The 19,621-nt window shown below is 35.4% G+C and carries 17 protein-coding genes; 3 read left to right on the top strand and 14 right to left on the bottom strand.

The annotated features are described in order from the left end of the window. Window position 1 precedes the first annotated feature (1 nt). From trpB to J7604_RS00970, 6 genes are read right to left on the bottom strand one after another with little or no spacing between them, the layout of a single operon-like run. Window positions 2–1,195, bottom strand: a complete 1,194-nt coding sequence (trpB, locus tag J7604_RS00995; protein WP_293889975.1) for a tryptophan synthase subunit beta — start codon at window positions 1,193–1,195, stop codon at window positions 2–4. Continuing rightward, entirely contained in the window at window positions 1,192–1,818 is a 627-nt protein-coding gene (locus J7604_RS00990) for a phosphoribosylanthranilate isomerase (RefSeq protein ID WP_293889973.1), read from the bottom strand. Before J7604_RS00990 ends, trpB begins: the two co-directional genes overlap by 4 nt. Before the next feature lie 3 nt (window positions 1,819–1,821). After that, the gene (trpC, locus tag J7604_RS00985; RefSeq protein WP_293889971.1) at window positions 1,822–2,646 is read right to left on the bottom strand and encodes an indole-3-glycerol phosphate synthase TrpC; all 825 of its coding nucleotides are present in this window, start codon (window positions 2,644–2,646) and stop codon (window positions 1,822–1,824) included. 4 nt (window positions 2,647–2,650) lie between these two features. Continuing rightward, window positions 2,651–3,643 (bottom strand): anthranilate phosphoribosyltransferase, encoded by a 993-nt coding sequence (gene trpD / locus J7604_RS00980; RefSeq protein WP_293889970.1) that lies wholly within the window; start codon window positions 3,641–3,643, stop codon window positions 2,651–2,653. Between the two features lie 13 nt (window positions 3,644–3,656). Further along, entirely contained in the window at window positions 3,657–4,226 is a 570-nt protein-coding gene (locus J7604_RS00975) for an aminodeoxychorismate/anthranilate synthase component II (RefSeq protein WP_293889969.1), read from the bottom strand. A 5-nt stretch (window positions 4,227–4,231) separates the two neighbouring features. Beyond that, on the bottom strand, window positions 4,232–5,638 hold the full coding sequence (locus J7604_RS00970; protein ID WP_293889967.1) for an anthranilate synthase component I family protein: 1,407 nt from the start codon (window positions 5,636–5,638) through the stop codon (window positions 4,232–4,234). Between the two features lie 284 nt (window positions 5,639–5,922). On the opposite strand from J7604_RS00970, the gene lysA reads away from it, so the two are divergent. Continuing rightward, entirely contained in the window at window positions 5,923–7,155 is a 1,233-nt protein-coding gene (lysA, locus tag J7604_RS00965; RefSeq protein WP_293889965.1) for a diaminopimelate decarboxylase, read from the top strand. Between the two features lie 191 nt (window positions 7,156–7,346). On the opposite strand, the gene J7604_RS00960 is transcribed toward lysA, so the two are convergent. The 6 genes from J7604_RS00960 to J7604_RS00935 form a co-directional block, all read right to left on the bottom strand. Next, complete coding sequence (locus J7604_RS00960; RefSeq protein WP_293889963.1) at window positions 7,347–8,735, bottom strand: hypothetical protein; 1,389 nt, start codon at window positions 8,733–8,735, stop codon at window positions 7,347–7,349. Between the two features lie 189 nt (window positions 8,736–8,924). Further along, window positions 8,925–11,606 carry a hypothetical protein gene (locus J7604_RS00955; protein WP_293889961.1) on the bottom strand — a complete coding sequence of 894 codons (2,682 nt, stop codon included), beginning with the start codon at window positions 11,604–11,606 and terminating at the stop codon, window positions 8,925–8,927. Between the two features lie 107 nt (window positions 11,607–11,713). Continuing rightward, window positions 11,714–11,887, bottom strand: coding sequence for a hypothetical protein (locus tag J7604_RS00950; RefSeq protein WP_293889959.1), 174 nt, complete (start codon window positions 11,885–11,887; stop codon window positions 11,714–11,716). Between the two features lie 193 nt (window positions 11,888–12,080). Further along, window positions 12,081–12,596, bottom strand: a complete 516-nt coding sequence (locus tag J7604_RS00945; protein ID WP_293889957.1) for a hypothetical protein — start codon at window positions 12,594–12,596, stop codon at window positions 12,081–12,083. Between the two features lie 187 nt (window positions 12,597–12,783). After that, a complete protein-coding gene (locus tag J7604_RS00940; RefSeq protein ID WP_293889955.1) occupies window positions 12,784–13,824 on the bottom strand; it encodes a hypothetical protein in 1,041 nt (346 codons plus the stop codon). A gap of 194 nt (window positions 13,825–14,018) precedes the next feature. Beyond that, window positions 14,019–14,756 (bottom strand): hypothetical protein, encoded by a 738-nt coding sequence (locus J7604_RS00935; RefSeq protein ID WP_293889953.1) that lies wholly within the window; start codon window positions 14,754–14,756, stop codon window positions 14,019–14,021. 217 nt (window positions 14,757–14,973) lie between these two features. Here J7604_RS00935 and xseA point away from each other — a divergent pair, with 217 nt between their 5' ends. After that, entirely contained in the window at window positions 14,974–16,380 is a 1,407-nt protein-coding gene (gene xseA, locus J7604_RS00930) for an exodeoxyribonuclease VII large subunit (RefSeq protein WP_293889951.1), read from the top strand. After that, a complete protein-coding gene (xseB, locus tag J7604_RS00925) occupies window positions 16,373–16,576 on the top strand; it encodes an exodeoxyribonuclease VII small subunit (RefSeq protein WP_028978975.1) in 204 nt (67 codons plus the stop codon). The genes xseA and xseB overlap by 8 nt, the downstream gene beginning before the upstream one ends. A gap of 382 nt (window positions 16,577–16,958) precedes the next feature. Here the strand turns inward: xseB and J7604_RS00920 are convergent, their stop codons facing one another. Beyond that, entirely contained in the window at window positions 16,959–17,801 is an 843-nt protein-coding gene (locus J7604_RS00920) for a hypothetical protein (RefSeq protein ID WP_293889948.1), read from the bottom strand. Window positions 17,802–17,952: 151 nt separating this feature from the next. Next, window positions 17,953–19,539 (bottom strand): FMN-binding glutamate synthase family protein, encoded by a 1,587-nt coding sequence (locus J7604_RS00915; protein WP_293889946.1) that lies wholly within the window; start codon window positions 19,537–19,539, stop codon window positions 17,953–17,955. Between the last annotated feature and the right edge of the window lie 82 nt (window positions 19,540–19,621).

The raw sequence follows: 19,621 nt of genomic DNA, 5'->3' as shown, positions 1-19,621 counted from the left end.
CTTAGTCTTTTAAAAATTCTTCTTTTCTGGTTATATATGTCATCAGATCTTTATCGCCTCTACCTGAAAGGTTCACTACCACAGTATCAGATGGTTTAAGATTTAGTTTTGCCATAGATGCAATTGCATGTGAAGATTCAAGTGCAGGAATGATTCCTTCCAGCTTGCTCAATAAGACTGCAGCTCTAAATGCTTCTTTGTCAGTGATTGCTAAAAACTCAGCTCTTCCTGTTTCGAACAGATGGCTATGAATTGGTCCTATACCAGGATAGTCAAGACCCGCAGAAATTGAATGTGCTTCAACAATCTGACCATCTGCTGTCTGCATTAATAAGGTCTTGCTTCCATGCAACACACCTGGTTTTCCAAGGAAAGTTGTTGCAGCAGAATAACCTGAATCTACACCCATTCCTGCAGCTTCCACTGCCACAAGTTTTACATCCTTTTCATTCAGATAATGGAAAAATGCTCCTGCAGCATTACTTCCACCACCAACACATGCAATTACATAATCAGGATTTTCTGAGCCAGTCTTTTCTTTCAACTGAGCACGAACTTCTTTACTTATTATTGCCTGGAATCTAGCAACCATATCCGGGTAAGGATGTGGCCCTACTACAGAACCAATAATATAATGCGTATCAGAAGGGTTATTAATCCAGTCCCTGATAGCCTCATTGGTAGCATCTTTTAATGTTTTGCTCCCTGAAGTAGCCGGTACAACTTGAGCACCAAGCATCTTCATACGCTCTACATTGGGCTTTTGACGTTCCATATCAATTTCGCCCATGTAAACGATACAGTCAAAACCCATTAAAGCACAAACCGTAGCTGTTGCAACTCCGTGCTGACCGGCGCCGGTCTCTGCTATAATCCTTCTCTTACCAAGTCTCTTAGCAAGAAGAATCTGACCAAGCGTATTATTTATTTTATGTGCACCGGTGTGACAAAGATCTTCTCTCTTAAGATATATTTTTGCTTTGAAGTGTTCGGAAAGTCTTTTAGCAAAATATAAAGGAGTAGGTCTTCCCACGTAGTCCTTTAAGAGGTTGTTATACTCTGTGATAAAGGATTCCTCATTCATAATTTTGAGGTACTTATCCTTTAGTTCTTCTACATTGGGGAAAAGCATTTCCGGAATGTATGCACCCCCGAAACTCCCGTAAAACCCGTTTTCGTCTACTGTAAAATTCATAATGCTTTTAGCTTTTGAGCAAATGATGTTATACTGTCTATATTTTTAAATGCAGGTGTGATTTCAAACCTGCTGTTTACATCAATGGCGTGAATATTTAAACTTTTGCTTAGATCCGAAATTTCTCCCAGATGTTCTTCGCCAATACCTCCACTTAAAAAAAGCGGAATTTCATTATCATAATCTTTTAAAACAGACCAGTCAAATCTTTGGCCGCTGCCACCATAAGCTTCTGTCTTTGTATCCAGAAGAAAATAGTCTGACACTTTTTTAAACTTATCCAGTTCATTCACCGGCAATTGGTTGCTGACCGAAAAGACTTTAATAACCTTTAGCCCCAGACTCTTCAGCTCCTCAGCCTGAGCAGGTGATTCATCTCCATGAAGCTGAATTAAATTGAGATCCAGAGCTTTTGCGTGTTTGATAATTTCATTATTTTCTTCATTTACAAAAACTCCAACCTTTTGAATATTAAAAGGTTTAATGAAAGAAATAGCTTCATCATCACCCACAAACCTTTTGGACTTTTTATAAAAGATAAATCCTATATAATCCGGTCCAACCTGAATTAATTGCTTAAGGTTTTCTTCCTCCCTCATTCCGCACACCTTGAGCTTAATCATTTCTTAAATAGGTTTTTTGGTTTGAAATTGCTTTAGCTGCAATTCTCTTAATTCATTTGTGAAAGCCCCGAATGCTTCTCCCGGATTGGAGTTTTTCATAAAATTCTCCCCGATAAGAAACCCTTCAAAGCCGTATTCTTTCAACTGAAGAATGGTTTTAACATCATGAATACCGCTTTCAGAAACCTTAATAAATCTATCAGGAATCTCTTCCGAAAGCTTGTAGGAAGTTTCCAGGCTCACTTCAAATGTCTTTAGATTTCTATTGTTGACACCAATAGCATCTATTTCATCCCAGTGATTAGCCTCCAGCTCCTCAAGATCATGTACTTCCATCAAAATTTCCATCCCCAGGCTTTTAGTAAAAGCAGCCAGCGCTTTAAGTCTCTGTGGCTCCAGTACTGCAGCAATCAGGAGAATTACATTTGCTCCCATTGATTTTGCCTCCAGTATCTGATATTCGTCTATGATAAATTCTTTCCTTAAAATCGGACATTTGATTACATCTCTTGCATGAAGTAAATCTTCATCTGAACCACCGAAAAAATCTATATCTGTCAAGACAGAAACTGCGCTTGCTCCGCAATTATCGTACGCAGAAACAACTTCTTCAACAGTAACTTTATCATTGATAATGCCTTTTGATGGCGATTTTCTTTTAAACTCTGCAATGATTCCTGTTCTTGACGGATCTGTAAGAAACTTTCTGAAAGAAATGTTCGGTAATTCAAAGTATGCCGACTTTTCAAGCACACTTGGAGGAGTAAGCCTTTTCCTCTGCTCTACTTCCTTTATTTTGCGCTCGATGATTTTATCAAGTATGTTCATATTATTAATTCAGAGATAGCAATGTTTTAAATGCGCTCAAAGCTTTGCCAGATGCAAGAGACTCTTTAGCAAGCCCGATAGAATCTTCCAGGCTAAGGTCTGGTCTAGCACACCAGATTGCCATTGCTGCATTTACAATGACCGCAGAGGTTTGTTCCTCTGTTGCCTCATTGCACAATACATTAGTAAATATTTTGGCAGATGATTCAAGAGACTTCCCTGATGACAAGGCTTCTGCCTTAAGCTTTTTGAAACCTAAATCCTCTGGCTGAAGAATGGTCTCCTTTTTATTGCTGATCAGTTTGAATGCACCTGTAAGAGAAATTTCATCATAACCATCTAGAGAATGCAATATGGCAAAGTTTTTACCTGTCTTTTGGTAAAGATAACCATAAAGCCTTGCCAATTCAAGACTGAACACCCCAACAAGTTGGTTTTGAGGAAATGCAGGATTAGACATTGGTCCAAGCATATTGAAAAATGTTTTTACTCCCAGATCTTTTCTGATAGGACCTACATTTTTCATGGACGGATGGAAGAGAGGAGCATGCAGGATACAAATCCCAGCTTTTTCAATCTGCTTTCTTAAAGTACTTATATCGTTGGTAAACTTATAACCGAAGTGTTCCATGATATTAGAAGACCCAACGCCTGAGGAAACTCCGTAATTTCCATGCTTAGCAACCCTGACACCAGCTCCAGCTACCACAAAAGATGCTAGGGTAGACACGTTAAAGGTATCTTTACCGTCACCCCCCGTACCGCAAAGATCTATAGGATTATATTCGGATAAATCTGTTGCAAGACAAAGCTCAAGCATAGCATCTCTGAAGCCTTCCAGCTCCTCAACAGTAATGCTGCGCATCATGTAGACAGTCATGAAGCACGCCATCTGACTATGATTGACACGCCCCATGGTAATATCAGTCAGAGCCTGCTTTGCAGTATCTTTGCTCAGACTCTTTTGTTCCAGTAGCTGAAGAATTATTTCTTTCATTATTCAAATCGGATTAACCGTTTAACCAGTTTTTCATAATCAATTTGCCATTTTCAGTAAGCACCGATTCAGGGTGAAACTGCACTCCTCTTACCTTGTGCTTCTTATGTCTAAGAGCCATTATATTGCCTTTCTCATCTGCGGCAGTCACCTCAATCTGATCAAGATTGCTCTTAGGATCTACAGCCCATGAATGGTATCTTCCACACATAAACTCCTGAGGAAGGCCATTGAAAATATAGTCTGGTACGGAGACCTTTGTTTTAATTGACAGGCCATGATATACCTGATCCAGGTTGATAAGGCTCGCTCCATATACTTCACCTATTCCCTGATGACCAAGGCATACACCGAAAATATCTTTCTCAGCCCCATATTTCTTTACTATTTCATGTAAAATACCGGCTTCTGAAGGAACTCCAGGCCCCGGAGAAAGGAGAATTTTATCAAAATTCTTAACCTCGTCAATGGAAATTTTATCATTACGATGAATTTCCATGTTTGACCCAAAGCCCAACTCTTTTATAATATGAACTATGTTATATACAAAAGAATCGTAATTGTCTAAAACTAAAAGGCGCATTGTATTTATATTTCTTTAGCTAGTTTAATTGCCGTGCGCAGAGCAAGCAATTTATTATTTACTTCATTTAATTCGCTTTGCAATTCAGATTTTGCAACTACTCCTGCTCCTGCCTGATAATACAGATGATTGTTTTTACTCAGGAAAGAACGGATCATGATAGCATGGTTGAAATCTCCATTAAAGGAAAGCAAGCCGATACACCCTCCGTAATATCCTCTGTTTCCATTCTCAAATTTGTTGATCAGCGTCATCGCCATATGCTTAGGTGCACCTGAAAGAGTCCCTGCCGGAAATGTATCAGCCACAAGACTTAACGAAGATTTTTCACCTTCCAATACACCAGTTACTTTAGAAACAAGGTGAATAACGTGAGAATAATATTGTATTTCTTTAAATGTTTCTACTGAAACCTCTTTTCCACTGCGGCTCAAATCATTACGTGCCAGATCGACAAGCATCACATGTTCTGAGTTTTCTTTAGGATCGTCAAAAAGTTTTCTGGCAAGCTCAGCATCATTGTCATCGTTTCCAGTTCTTTTAAAAGTACCGGCAATAGGGTGAATACTTGCTTTTCCGTTTTTAATTACTATTTGTGCTTCAGGACTTGAGCCAAAAATTTTAAAACTTCCATAATCGAAATAAAAGAGGTACGGTGAAGGGTTTACAGATCTTAAGGCCCTGTAAACATTGAATTCATCGCCAGTATAACTTTGGGAAAACCTTCTGGAAAGTACGATCTGAAAAACATCACCTCTGTAGCAATGATCAATACCTTTTTTCACAACATCCAGGAACTCTTTATCCGTGAAATTTGATATTTCGTCATCGCAGGGGAAAAATTTATATGAAGCAAAATTCTTATTTATCAAAAGAGACTCCACCTGATCAAGTCCTTTACATTCATCGTTGTAACAGTGCTCAAAAATAAACAGCTCATTTTTGAAATGATTGATGACAATTACATACTGATACACATGGTAAAGAATCTCTGGGATTTTTCTATCATCAGATTCAAAGGTCTTGATTTCCAAGTCTTCGAAATATCTGACAGAATCGTAGGCTATATAACCAAATAACCCATTGTTGCTGAAATTAAACGGACTTTTTTCTGTTTCAAAAGAAGTTTTAAAACTTTCTAATGCACTCAAAACCTGAGCTCTATCGGTAATTTTTACTGATTTCGAAGTTTTGTTAGGGAATTCAGTAATGATATTTCCCTCAGAAACTTCAAATTTTGCCAGAGGACTACAGCAGATGTATGAAAAGCTATTCTCATTGCTATGATAATCTGAGCTTTCCAGCAGAATGCTGTTTGCAAATTTATCTCTGATTTTCAGATAAATGCTGACCGGTGTAATAGTGTCCGCTAATAATTTTTTGTAAGATGTTTTAAGTATGTACTGTGCCATAGTTATCTTATCCCTTAGTTTATCTTATCCCCATTTAAAACTAAAAAAGCTTGCTGTTGTTGAACAGCAAGCTTCCCTTAATATTTTTATGTATACATAGCTCTTGTGTTCACATTTCTTAAGAAATGCTCCACCACCAGCTCATATGTACGTTTAACTTCATGTTTTTATCGACGAATGCCCAAAGTAATTGATAATTTTTCGAAAGTCCAAAAGTTAGACAAAAAATATTGCATTAACTAATCCCAAAGGAATTGTTATCTTTGTATTTCATAAACTTTACTATGTTGCTCAAAGAGGTCAATTATCAGATTCAGGGTGTGGAATTAACCGAAATCGCAAAAGAATTCGGTTCGCCTGTTTATGTTTACGATGCGGAAAAAATCCTTTCGCAGTTTCAAAGGTTAAAAAATGCTTTTTCAGGTGTAAATTTAAAGATTAAGTATGCAGCAAAAGCATTGACCAACCAGGCCATCCTTAAGCTTTTAAATAAAGCCGGATCAGGGATTGATGTAGTTAGCTTACAAGAATTGGAGCTAGGTCTTTTGGCTGGCTTTACTGCAAAAGACATCATGTTTACTCCAAACTGTGTGGCTTATGAAGAAATTCAGGCTGGAGTGAAAAAAGGTGTAACTATCAATCTAGATAACCTTCCTTTCCTGGAAAAATTCGGTAAAGAATTTGGCTCATCAGTACCTTGCTGCATAAGAATCAATCCACATATAGACGCCGGCGGAAATGTTAAAATCATGACTGGCCACAAAGAATCTAAATTTGGTATTTCAATAGAGCAGTTCCCTGAAATTCTTGAAGTAGTTTCTAAATACAATATCGATATCATCGGCCTTCACATTCACAGTGGTTCTGACTTTAAGAGTGCAGATGCATTCGTGAAAGCAGCTGATATTCTTTTTGATCTTGCTAAAAACTTTAAGAACCTTCGTTTCCTTGACTTCGGAAGCGGTTTCAAAGTGGCTTATAAAGAAGGAGATTATACAACAGACATAGCAGAACTTGGAGAAAAGATGTCTTCTTCATTTCAGCAATTCTGCAAAAACTATGGCAGAGAACTGGAGCTTTGGTTTGAACCAGGTAAATTTCTTGTAAGTGAATCAGGATATTTATTGGTGCAAACAAATGTTGTAAAAGAAACACCTGACCTGACTTTTGTTGGAGTAAACTCTGGCTTGAATCACCTTATCCGCCCGATGATGTATGGTGCTTATCATAGCATAGTAAATATCTCTAACCCTTCTGGTGCCGAGAAGCCTTATAATGTAGTAGGATATATCTGCGAAACAGATACATTCGGATCAGGACTAATATTAAACGATGTTCGTGAAGGTGATATCCTTGCCATTAAAAATGCAGGAGCTTATGGTTTCAGCATGAGTTCAAACTATAACTCAAGATTCAGACCTGCTGAAGTACTTGTTTACAAAGGCAAAGCGCATCTTATCAGAAAAAGAGAAACAATGGAAGATCTGCTGAGAAATCAGGTGAATATAGAGCTTTAAGAATTAAGAGGCTGTCCGACAAAGACAGCCTTTTTTTTATGAGAAACTTTTCGTTACAAATTTTCCTCCAAGACATGGAGTACCAAACGAAAACTTAGTTGTTAAACAATTACTCTTACTTTCCTATCAAATTCATCCAAATATGATGCAACACAAAAAACAGCTTTAAACCATTATACGACTTAAATCATCTATTTAATAAGAAAAAACTTTCCTCCTTTAAATAAAAATGTTTGAGCACCTAATCTAATTTCCTCATTATCCTTCAAGGTTTTAAGTCCATAAATATCTTCTTCTATAGTATGCAGGCTTCCTCCGGTATTGTATGCAATCTGAATATAGTCTGCCATGATATTCTGCCTGACGCCACAAAGAATAATTTTAACAGGTTTGTTAATATTTGACAATAGCGATATATCTTTTACCTGAGCATAATTATCGGCAATCATAATCAGAGAACCACCGTTGGGAAATTTATTTAACGCATAAAGGCAAGCCTCTAAATTATTTTCAGGACCATCTCCTCCTCCACCTTTCTTCATGGTTTTAAAAGCTTCATTCTCTACGCTGTCAATATTTGAAGATTGAATACCATAAATGCCTCCAGTCTTTCCTATAATTTTCTTGCTATCGTCCATATTATCCCCATCGTTAAAAAATACAAACCTATTTACATTGCTTATATTCTTTCTTCTCCATAAAAAAGTTTGGGTAAGATATGGATACATGCTTCCAGTTACGTCTTCCACTACCACAGCATTACCTAAGAAAAGAGAATCTTTATAATTGGCAAGGAACTTTAAAACTACCGTATCTCTAAGAGAATTTTCGATATGAAATAATTTTTCATGGGATCTCCATACTGTATCACAAATTTGAATTGTGTCTCTTAAACTTTCTACTTCAATCTTTCTATTCCAGACAGACCTTGATTTATATCTTGTTCCATTTTCCAGCTTTTTTTTCGACTTCGGAAGATACTTGCCTGTAGTATCCTGTTTTATAATAATAGTATCTCTACAGCTTATATGCCTCTCCTTAAAAACGTCATCTTTGCATGCTTTGGTTAAAAAGTCTTTCACAAACTTTATCTCATCATTTGATGTCATTTCTCTGACTGTTCCATCTCTATCTTTAATTACATCCTTAGGTTGAACATGAAATATAAACCCATGAAATAAACTATCAGCTTCTTTGCGATTTTTAGCTGCATTCTGTTTTATAAGACGCCAGTGAATAAGATTATTATCGAAAAGTAAAGGGTATAATTGAAATAGATTCTTCAATCTTTCTCTGTTCAATATTTCCTGACTGAAAGAATTATTCGATTTGTATCCTGAATAAATCAGATCTATTCCTGCAATTTTAAACTGTTTTATGGAATCAATTTCAGATTTGTTTTTGATTAGCGTTTTAGAAAAATCCATCTCTATCACGAAAGTATTCTTTGGCAAATCTTTCAAATCAATCCGCTCCACCGTCTCTTCCCTTCGGGAAATTATATAATCGAAACTGACTACTTGTCCTGAGGATGTAAGGAAAGAGATAGCAATTAAAAAGGTAAAAAATAAATTTTTCATATAGACTATTTAAAAAACTATTAATAAAGATAGTGGATGTTTTATTCTTCCTCAAAATTTATTGTCCATTCTCAATTCACCATTATGTGGAGTCGTCCCTAAATTATGTAGTTAAAATTTTTGAAATATATCTTTTTAATTCATTAAAGTGAGATTGACAAGTCTGGTCAGAGTTAATAAAGAATTAAATTATTTTGCAATCGTATCCTCCATCTGAGAATCCCCAATATCCACACCTTTTGCTCCTTCATCCTTTCTTTTTTTCTCTTCCTCTTTCTTTCGCTCATATTCTTCAGGATAGAACTTTTTAATGCATTCATTCAGACTCATCATTTCATATAATGACAGGATATCACTTTTAAAATACCTTATTTCATCCTTTGTAAAGTTGCTCTTCGGAGAATTTATCAGAAGCATTGTTTCATTCATATAAGCGTCCCCTTCTTTTCTGTCTCCAACCTGGTAAGCAGCTGTAATTGCTGACCCACGCACATGAAGACTGATTTCTGATCCTACGCCAGTAAAAAGTTTCATATAGGTTTTAATCAGCTGGGATGCATTTTCTTTCTTACCAGCACGGGAATAAAGAGAAACAAGCCCAGCAATTTTATAGGCATAATAATTATAGTATTCAGGCTCTATCTGTTGTAGGCTTTTAATGCTAAAAACAATTGAAGCAGGATCATTCAGAAATACTTCTTTATCTCCTGTCAGGGAATCAAATGGTAAACCTAAATTCACAATGAATCCTTTCCGAGAACTGACGTCACCGAATATATAATTGCTTTCAAACATTAATGGATACTGGGGATTCTTTTCAGTAAAGGCCTGAAGAAAGTCCATCTGTAGGATTTCAGATTTTATAATATATGAATAAGTCTTTTGCGGGAAGCGATAAAATTTATCCTTACTGATATGCAAATCCAAATTAGAAAGATTGTATGGCAACTCGAGCTTGCCTGATGAAACTTGTTTCTCCTGAATCAATTCGAGAAAACTCTTGACCGAAATGTTTTTATATATACTGTTACTTGATGCTATTTGAAAACTGTTCATCTTATTATAAACTGAATCAGCAATGCTAAACTTCAGATCGTTCTCGCCATTAATAAAGTCCCGATACCAGTCTGCCAGCAAATCATTTACACCTATGACGATTACATCTTTTCTATAATTTTCAGTAAGCTGAATTCCATACAAAAGCAGCCAGTTTTGCGAAAACAGTAAAGCATTCTGCTCGCATTCATTCAAAACTCTCTTTCCGTGTGCCGAAAGAGTTGGGGTAAAATGGACTAAGGACAAAAATCGATTGTACTCTTTTATATTATTAAAATGCTTGGCACGCATAGCAATCAGCAGATAATTATATGCGAAAGAGTTCTCATTTAGGCCAATTTTTGAAACAAATGGTTGTTTAGAAAATTCTTTCAATGATTCGAAATAATACTGAGTAGCTGTAGTATCATTCTTTTCCAACGATTGAATGATCTGATCCACATATGCCTCGAATAAACTTCGTTGCAATGAATCCGGAACAGAAGCTTTGCCATGCAAAACTTTGATTACATCTTCTGACCAACCATCGTAGCCTGAATAAAGAGTTTTCGGCTTGAAGAGATGAGCATTTTTCTTATAATATTCATTAGCTCCCCTTCCATAGGTAGAATATTTCAAGCCAGGTGCTGTCACAAATTTCTGATCTTTATAACTCCAGAGCATAATTAAATCCTTTGATACCTCCGGACTTGAAATAAACCAGCCTGATGGTTTCCTATGCAAATAGCCCATTGTCTCATAATTTGTAATGAGGTATTTAAAGACCTCTTCGAAAGAGATGAAATACTTCAGGTCTTCAAGCTTTCCCGCAACTGATTCATTCGAATAGTTTTTCTCACCAATAAGTTTTCCAAATAAATCATATTCCTTCACGAGTCCTTGGGGCTGATCATTTATATAATTTAAAATCTTCCTCTCTTGTCCATTGTAATAAAATGTTTTGTCCGGACCATTCCGTTTACCATCTGTTTTCGTTTCTTCAGATTTTAAATTTCCGTTTGAGTAATATTCCCGGCCAATAAGGATGTTCCCTTCTCTTCGATATTCGTTTTTTAACTTCCCTAGAGGTGAATATTGCAATCTGAAAAGTACTTGATTTGAAGCACCCATTGTAGAGTCGAAAATATTTCCGTTTCTATAAAAATATGTTTTAGTGGATATTCCTGCCTGCTCGGTTTCCGTGGTCGAATAAACTTTTACTTTATTAGAATAATAAGTTTTAATAACACCCTTTTCCGATTTAACAACTACTGTGTCAGTAATTTTGGAGTCCCGAAAATCTTGACTTTTACTTACATCAGGCAATACTTGAGGAGAGCCAATCTGTGGTAAATAATTTTTCACATCGTCAGAAAAATAATCAAACTTTATTGAGCTACCCATAAGCTTGTAGCCCTTATTTGTTAAAACGATTCTTACAACGCACAGATAGTTACCGGTATCATTTACATTGAATGTCACCAGCACAAACTTTTGTTCGTTATCCTTGTTAGCAGGAAGCTCATAGGCTTTTTTAAATCTGACAAACTTCCAGTCTATACCTCTTTCATAGATTTCACTGTGGGCAGATAACACCTTTGAATAACCTCTGGAATACTCTCTTTCCAGCGAAGCATTTTTTTCTTCTTCTTTTTTATTTTCAAATTCCTTTATCTGTGGAACTGCATTTACCGAAACTACTTCATTCTTTAATTCCTCATACTTACATTCCTGCATGAGATTAAAAACATGTTGGGCAAATTTTTTGGGGTTATTAATCTGGGCTTTAACAACTGCACAATTGAGTACAAATAGTAGGGCAAAAGTATATTTCATAAGAACACTAAAAATTATAAATATAAAGTTACGGAATTTTCGTAAGACAGCATTTTAATAAATTTAATAAGCTTTACTCTTCCTATCTAGCGTGATCTGGAGAAGCTCTACAGCAGAGTGTTATGATCCTTTCTTTTATTGTCTAACAAAGCCATGTTACTTAGATATTGAATAAACATTGTTAAAGGCATCAAGAATACTGGTATCCCTATGAATGCGCCATTCGCTGCGCCATCCTGAAGGTTTGCAACTTGCATCAATATAAAACCTATCCCAATCATCCCGAATATTGTTAAAAGGTATGTTAAAAAATGCCAACGGAATTTTAAGAATCGGAATAAAAAGGAGATTATAAATGGAAGCATAAAAGGTGATATCAGAAGTATGGAGAGAGGCATCATAAGTTAGTTTTTAACAGTAATGTATACTTATTCTATTAAAACTTTAAATCACAGATATAACCTCGAGTTGTGTTTAGTTTTTTCTTATATATTTTTCGCCACTTTTATCAATCTTATAATCCACGTATTCTATAATTACCACTTTTGGATTTTCAAATTGCTCTATAAGCTTTTTCAAATCAAATTCAATTCGATGAAACGGGCTTACTATAAAATGTGGAGATCTAACATTAATAGGCCGATCATTTAAAGTAATTCCTGGAAATTCTGATTCAAGAATCCAAAATGTATTTATTATCGGGTAATCTTTTTTATAATCATAGGTGTCCCTATAAAAAACAATTTTACCAACCAATTTCACACTTTTTTTGGAATTGAAGATATATAGCCAATCATAGCTATCTTCTAAAATTATGTCTTCAAATTCCATAGAGTTAACTCTCGTCCAGTAATAATCATCATTATTGGCAATAAAAGACCCTTCAATAACCATTGCTGATTTATCAAGCCATTCAATAAACCTATGATAAGGAGATGGCTCACCCATTTCCCGCAATCTTATTACCCTCTGAATTAAATCTACTGTCAATGATTTTGAAAATTAAACTTAATGTGTCTGTTATTGCATTGGTAGCTATAGAAAATACTACATCATCCACTGAAGCCCAAATGCCATATAAAAATAATTAAAAGAGTAGGATTTAAATCGAGGTGTTCGCCTATTCCTCACACCCTGCAATGACCACAACACAATAATAGGCCCAGTGTTTTATTGTTTAGTAATTATCAAATTCAAAATTGTCATAGTAAAAATCTATATCAGTTTTTTTATAATCAATAGACATTTTTAGCTGTTTTATTCCTACTAATTCCTGATTATCTTTATGTACATTTGGATTTTGGAAAAAGTAAACCTTATCTGTTTCGTCTAAGCCGTCTATATAAAAAACAATAGCAGTTATCCTCTTTGCTATGTTCGATAAGTGAATTTCACAATTACCCCATTTATCATTTAATTCATATATTTTTCTGTTGTCATTAATTAATTCCATGAATACTCGACGAGCTAATGATCTAAGTCCAATATGTGCATCAAATAGGTTTGTAAATTCATAATTAAATTTAGGAGATAATACAAAAGATAATATATTAGATCTCTCTTTTAATATTTGGTCAGCGTGATTGAAAACGTAATATTTAAATTGTTCAGCAAACCTATATGGGTTATGGCTATGGACTGAGTAAGTCATATCCTTTTTCTCTTTGTGTATAGTATAAGATAGATTGGGATAATTGATTGAATTGTGGTGGCTTAATCCTTTCTCGATAGCATCTTCTAACTCTTTAATTTCTTTTTTTGCAAGTGAAGCCTTATTAAAGAAAGAGTCATATTGATAATTGGCTACAATATTCCAAACACAAGTAGATTTTTTAACTTCCCTAATAATATTATCTGTAAGTTCTTTATTAACTCCACTAAATCTTTTTACTTCAAAGTATAAATTATATGGAGAGTCAAGGTATATGTCAGGTAATGCATGGCTATTAATACCCATTAGGGTTTGTTCTCTGGGAATATTTTTTTCGAGATTTATTGGGAAATCGAAATCTTTAAGAAAAGAAATCATTAAGATTTCTGAATAGGTTCCTGACCAATTTCTTAAATCTAGTAATTTTTTGCTTATAATTGGTTGTAAGTCTTTATTCTGAAGAAGCTTATTAATTTTATTAATGAGCTTTATTTTATAGATACTATTATCTGCAATTACAGTCTTGCTATCTTTCGCTATTTTTTCTATGAAATTATTAATTAGCATACTGTATTGTTATTATTACATTGTGCCTAACTAAAGGTTAGGGTTCTAGTTGGCGCAAGTTTTAAAAAGCGTCACTATCAAACTCAAAGCCAACCCACCTTATAAAATTAAACAAAATAGTGCGGGATTTAAAGCTATATATTCAACTTTCACCGATCACCCCGCACTGACTAAAACCCAATGTTGTGGGACCTTTATATTCTCACTTTCTCATATGTCCAACTAAGTTCATCCAAAGTCATTTGTTCAATGTCAGCTGGTGGCTCTAGAATTATTTTTTCAATCTTCTCAGCAAAAGAGTGTTTGGTTGTTTCCTTGCCTATCCAGCCAATTAATACGTTACTTAAATTCTGATCACCAAAACTGCTCACTAATTCGTTCTGTCTATCACTCCTAAAACCTCTAATTACGAGATCATTAAAATGCAACACACTCTCTTTAGTTTGAATACTTGTCCATTCAGTTAAAAGTGATTTAATATCTATTTGGGTCTCCCAAAGCATTATTAATATTGAGTCAATACTTTCAAGTTCTGGTATTGGATATATTGTCAAACATTTAGAGAAAAATACTTGCCCAAAGTTCTTTATTAATTCATTCTCTTCGTAAGTCCATTCGCTTTTGTCATAATACTGAAATTGTGATAAGACAAGTTCAGCAGAATGGTGTAAAAATTTCAGTTCGGATGTAAGTTCAAGCAATCTCGGAAGAAAGTGCTTGAATTCTTCTATACTTGGCTTCTCTGTCTTTGCAGCTGTATTATAGTCATAAAGTAGTTTAAATGGGATGTCATGTACAGATAAGGTCACGAGTTCACTTTCTTGGTTCTTTGTCAAACAACATGCTGTGCAAGCGTCAAGTGGTATTGTCGCCTTGTACCTCTTGAATATTCGGTAAGAATTTGAAACTATATCCTTTAACTCTTTCGTCATTTTAAAATGGCCCAAAACATTTGAATATACCCCACATGGCATACATTTTTCTTTTACCACTAATTTAACGAATTCCTAATTTTGTTAAAAATATTAGTCAATAATACTTGCACCACTTAACCCGCAACTTATTTTTTACACGCCATTTGAATCTTAAAATTAATTCAATAATTTGCCTTAAGCAGTCAAACTTTCGCATTCAAATCTTCACCGACAAATGCCTAACCAGATCAATGACAAGAGTGTATTTTCATTGCTTGAAGTAACCAAAAGCATACAAAAGACGCTTTCTGAACGATATAAAAATGCTTTCTGGGTAATGGCAGAAATGAACAAGCTGAATCATTACAAACACTCAGGTCATTGTTATCCGGAGCTCGTTGAAAAGCAGGATGGAAAAGTTATTGCTCAGTTAAAATCCATTCTTTGGAAAACGGATTACTTAAACGCAAACGACAAGTTTCTTAAGATTCTTAAAGAGCCGTTAAAAGATGGCATCAAGATTTTATTCCTTGCAAAAATATGTTTTGATCCGGGTTATGGTTTAGCGCTTAACATACTTGAGATTGACCCAAACTATACTCTTGGAGATCTTGAAAGAGAAAAGAAAGAAACTATACAAAAGCTTCATAACGAAGGTATATACAATCAAAACAAAACATTAAAGCTTCCTCTGTTACCACAAAGGCTTGCTATCATATCTGTAGAAACAAGCAAGGGTTATGCAGATTTCATGAAAGTAATTGAGGAAAACTCATGGAATTATAAATTCTTTACCTTTCTCTTTCCCTCATTACTGCAAGGCGAGAAAGCTGTAGAAGACATCATCAGACAACTGAGGAATATCAAAAAGGTAATAGAACATTTCGATGCTGTTGCAATCATTCGAGGCGGCGGAGGTGATGTGGGATTGTCATGTTATAATAATTATTTACTGTCAAAAGAAATTGCCTTATTCCCGATTCCTGTTTTGACTGGAATTGGCCACGCAACCAATGAAACGGTAGCAGAAATGATTTCCTTTTCAAATCAGATAACCCCAACGAAGCTTGCTGAATTTCTCTTACAGAAATTTCACAACTTTTCCATTCCCGTTCAAAAGGCCGAGGATAAAATCAAAGACAAAAGCCTTCGAATGATCATGGATGAAAAGGCGAGATTTCATAGCACTTCCAGGTTATTCAGGTCTGTTTCAACTAACAGTATAAATAAATTCAAAAATGATATTGTTAATGAAAGCAAATCATTATCACATCATTCATTTTACATACTGAAAAAAGAAAACCTTTGCCTGAAAACAGTCACAGCAGATATAAGAAAAGATACAAAAGTCCACCTTCGTCAATCTCTTCTACTTTTGGCTCAGAATAAAAAAGAGATTGTCAAACGCTTGCCGGGATTTATAGAATCAAAATCACAAGAATTAAAAAACTTAGAAAAAAACATCAAAAACATGAGCCCTGAAAGCGTGCTGAAAAGAGGCTATAGCATTACCTTGTATAATGGTAAGGCTTTAAAAAGCGTTGACAAACTGAAGAAGGGAGATTTAATTCAGACAAGAGTTATAGACGGTGTTATTGACAGTAATGTTAAATCAATAGATCAATCAGACAAAGATGCGTGAAAAAATAAGCTATACAGAAGCCTTTGAAGAACTTCAACTAATTGTTTCAGAAATAGAACAGGGGGAAATTTCTGTAGATGACCTTTCAGATAAAGTAAAAAGAGCCGCACAGCTTATAAAAATCTGCAAGACTAAACTAAGTACAACAGAAGAGGATGTGAGTAAAATTCTGAAGGAATTAGAGAATGAAGAGTAGGTGGGAACAGTTAAGTACAAGATCTGTCTGATCCAATTTTTTTCCTTGTATTATTTATTGTGTACCTGTAGAGACGCCATGCTGGCGTCTCAGAAACTCTGTTAAAGAACCAAAATTAAATTTTAATACCACCTTTATTATATCATTGAATGTTGTATGTCCAATTTCACCCCTTATGGAAAGGGAGACGCCAGCATGGCGTCTCTACATGATTAAACCCAGTGTAACTATAGCTGAAAAACAAAAAAGGCCATCTCTTAGTGAGACAGCCATTTTCCTATGCTTTACTTACAGTTATTTTAACTTACTATTTTTACTTCTTTCTGATACTCCATGACAATTGCAACCTTTAGGTCTAAATTTTTAAGAGGTCATTGTATCATTATTTCCCCTTATCCAACTTCTTTCTCAGAACATCAAAATTCGCGTGAACAAAATTATTTACTCCTTTTGCTCCTTGCCTCCAAAGTATAGTTCCGTTCTTATCTAAAGAATAAATCATGATGTACCCTACCTTAGCATTATCAACGTAATCAAAGTAAAGAACGTCTGACTTTTTCTCCTCTAGGGCTTTTGAAAATTCCTCTCCGCTTAAGACTTTTACCGGATATGGATATTTTGCTTTTATATCTTCCTCATCTCTTGAGCCTATATGTAATTTATTTACATAGATAGTCTTTTCTCTGATACTCTGTTTCGGAGCAATCAGATCATCCATCCCATTCAATAGGTAGCCTTGTAAATTATAGATATCTTTAATTATTCCTCCTTTTAAAGAAAACTCTTGCATGCTGGTTGGAACGAAAATGAAATTTGATTTTTTTACTTTTCCTTTAGCATTCACCTCTGGCCCAAGATAAGCATTCCTTTTAACCGTTTTACCAAAAGCCAATCCTCCTCCAACAGTAGTTCCTACCTTTACATATTCAAAACTTAGAAAAATATACTTATCATTTTTCTGATAGTCCCCAATTTTCGTTTCAAGCTCATGAGAAGAGATTACTTTATAAGGGGTTAATGTCCAATCCGTCTTTAATACTTCATTCAATGGTTCTTTTATATCATTTGTATATTCCTCTGACTCGTCAAGAATTACAACAAGCGTTTTATCTTTATAAGAAATAGGCTTGCTTAGAGGGTTTAATCCTAAATACTGTCCCAAAACAGCACTTGAAAACAGGATAAAAAACAAGAAAAAAAGACTGCTAATTTTAATTCTATTCATTTTTGTAAAATTTAATCTTACGACAAAAATACATAAGACTAATCAGATTAAAAATCTCAGTTTCAGACAAACATTACTTCTAAAGCATAACTAAGAAGGGCCTTAAAGGCCCTTCTTTATGATAAAATCCTAAATATATAACAACAAACGTCTATACCAGTTGCCCTTCTTTCTTCTTCGCAATTGCCGGCCCTCCAAGATAACGGCAATCCTTAATATCCTGCATACTAGTAAAGTTCACCTTAACCTTATCGTATTTGTAAGAGTCTCTCAACTTTATAGTCATGTTGTTATCTCCCATGCTAAGATCCACATCTCTCATAGTCATCTGGCAAGGATGCTCATAACCACACGCATGCGTGATTTCAAGCAACTCTTTTCTTAGTGTTTTAATATAATTATAACATCTTTCAGACTTCAAAGTCACGTCTACCCCCGCTGCAAGCCATTTATTCTGAGTAGCAACACCTGCAGGGCATCTGTTTGTATGACAAACCTGAGCCTGAATGCAACCAATAGACATCATCGCTTCTCTTGCAACATTTATGATATCCGCGCCCATTGCAAATGCAGTAAGTGCCTTGGCAGGAAATCCTAGTTTACCTGAAGCTATAAATACGATTCTGTCTGATAAACCTCTTTCTGCAAATACTTTATAGATTTTACTGAAGGCATAAGCAAATGGCAATGAAACGTGGTCAGCAAATGCCGGAGGCGCCGCTCCTGTTCCACCTTCTCCTCCATCTATTGTAATAAAATCCGGACCAGTACCTCTTTCTGCCATCAAGTCAGCAAGTTCTTCCCACATCTCAAGTTTCCCAACTGCTGATTTTATTCCAACAGGTAAACCAGTTCTATCTGCTACCTTTTCTATAAAATCCATCATCTCAGCCACATTTCCGAATGCTGAGTGACAAGCTGGAGAAATAACATCTTTACCCATTGCAACCTGACGAATTTCAGCTACTTCAGGAGTAATCTTAGCAGCAGGGAGCACTCCACCTTTACCTGGTTTAGCACCTTGTGAAAGTTTAAATTCTATTGCTTTTACAAACGTGTTCTTTTTAACCAAGGCCTCCATTTTCTCCATTGAGAAATTTCCTAACTCATCTCTCACTCCAAAATATCCGGTACCTACCTGAAAGACGACATCTGCACCAAAAGAATGATAAGGAGCTAAACCTCCTTCACCTGTATTATGATAACAACCAGCTTTCAAAGCTCCCTTGTTCATAGATTCAACAGCTTTTGAAGAAAGCGATCCATAACTCATTGCAGAAATATTTACAATAGAATAAGGTCTGAACGGTTTTCTTCTTTTATTAGCAAGCCCAATAACCTTTGCGCATGGAACAAAAGCGGGATCTTCGATATTCGGATGCCCTGGCCTCAGCCTGAAAGGAAACATAGCAGGATTAATGAAAATATGACCTGCAGCATTCTGATCCTGGTCAGTACCAAAACCTTGATAATTATTTTCCCTCTTTGAACTTGCATAAATCCACGACCGCTGGCTACGGTTGAAAGGAAGCTCCTCTCTGTTGTTTGCAACGATATACTGTCTCATTTCAGGTCCGATCTTCTCAAGCAAGTAGCGCAAGTGACCAACAACAGGAAAATTGTGCTTGATCGTATGTGCACGGTTGAAGAAGATGTCTTTAATGGCTATCGAAACTATCACAACCAGCGGAACGATCCACCAGAAATGATTCATGAAGAAATGAAGGATAGAGTCCATAATTCTGTTTTGCTATTTTATAAAAACTAATGTTATGTACGAGGTAATTTCGCTTTGGATTTCTTTAAAAACGAAGAACAAT

This window comes from Sporocytophaga sp. (assembly GCF_017745095.1).
In the GTDB taxonomy this organism is placed as follows: domain Bacteria; phylum Bacteroidota; class Bacteroidia; order Cytophagales; family Cytophagaceae; genus Sporocytophaga.
This window is presented reverse-complemented; position numbering and strand designations above follow the sequence as displayed.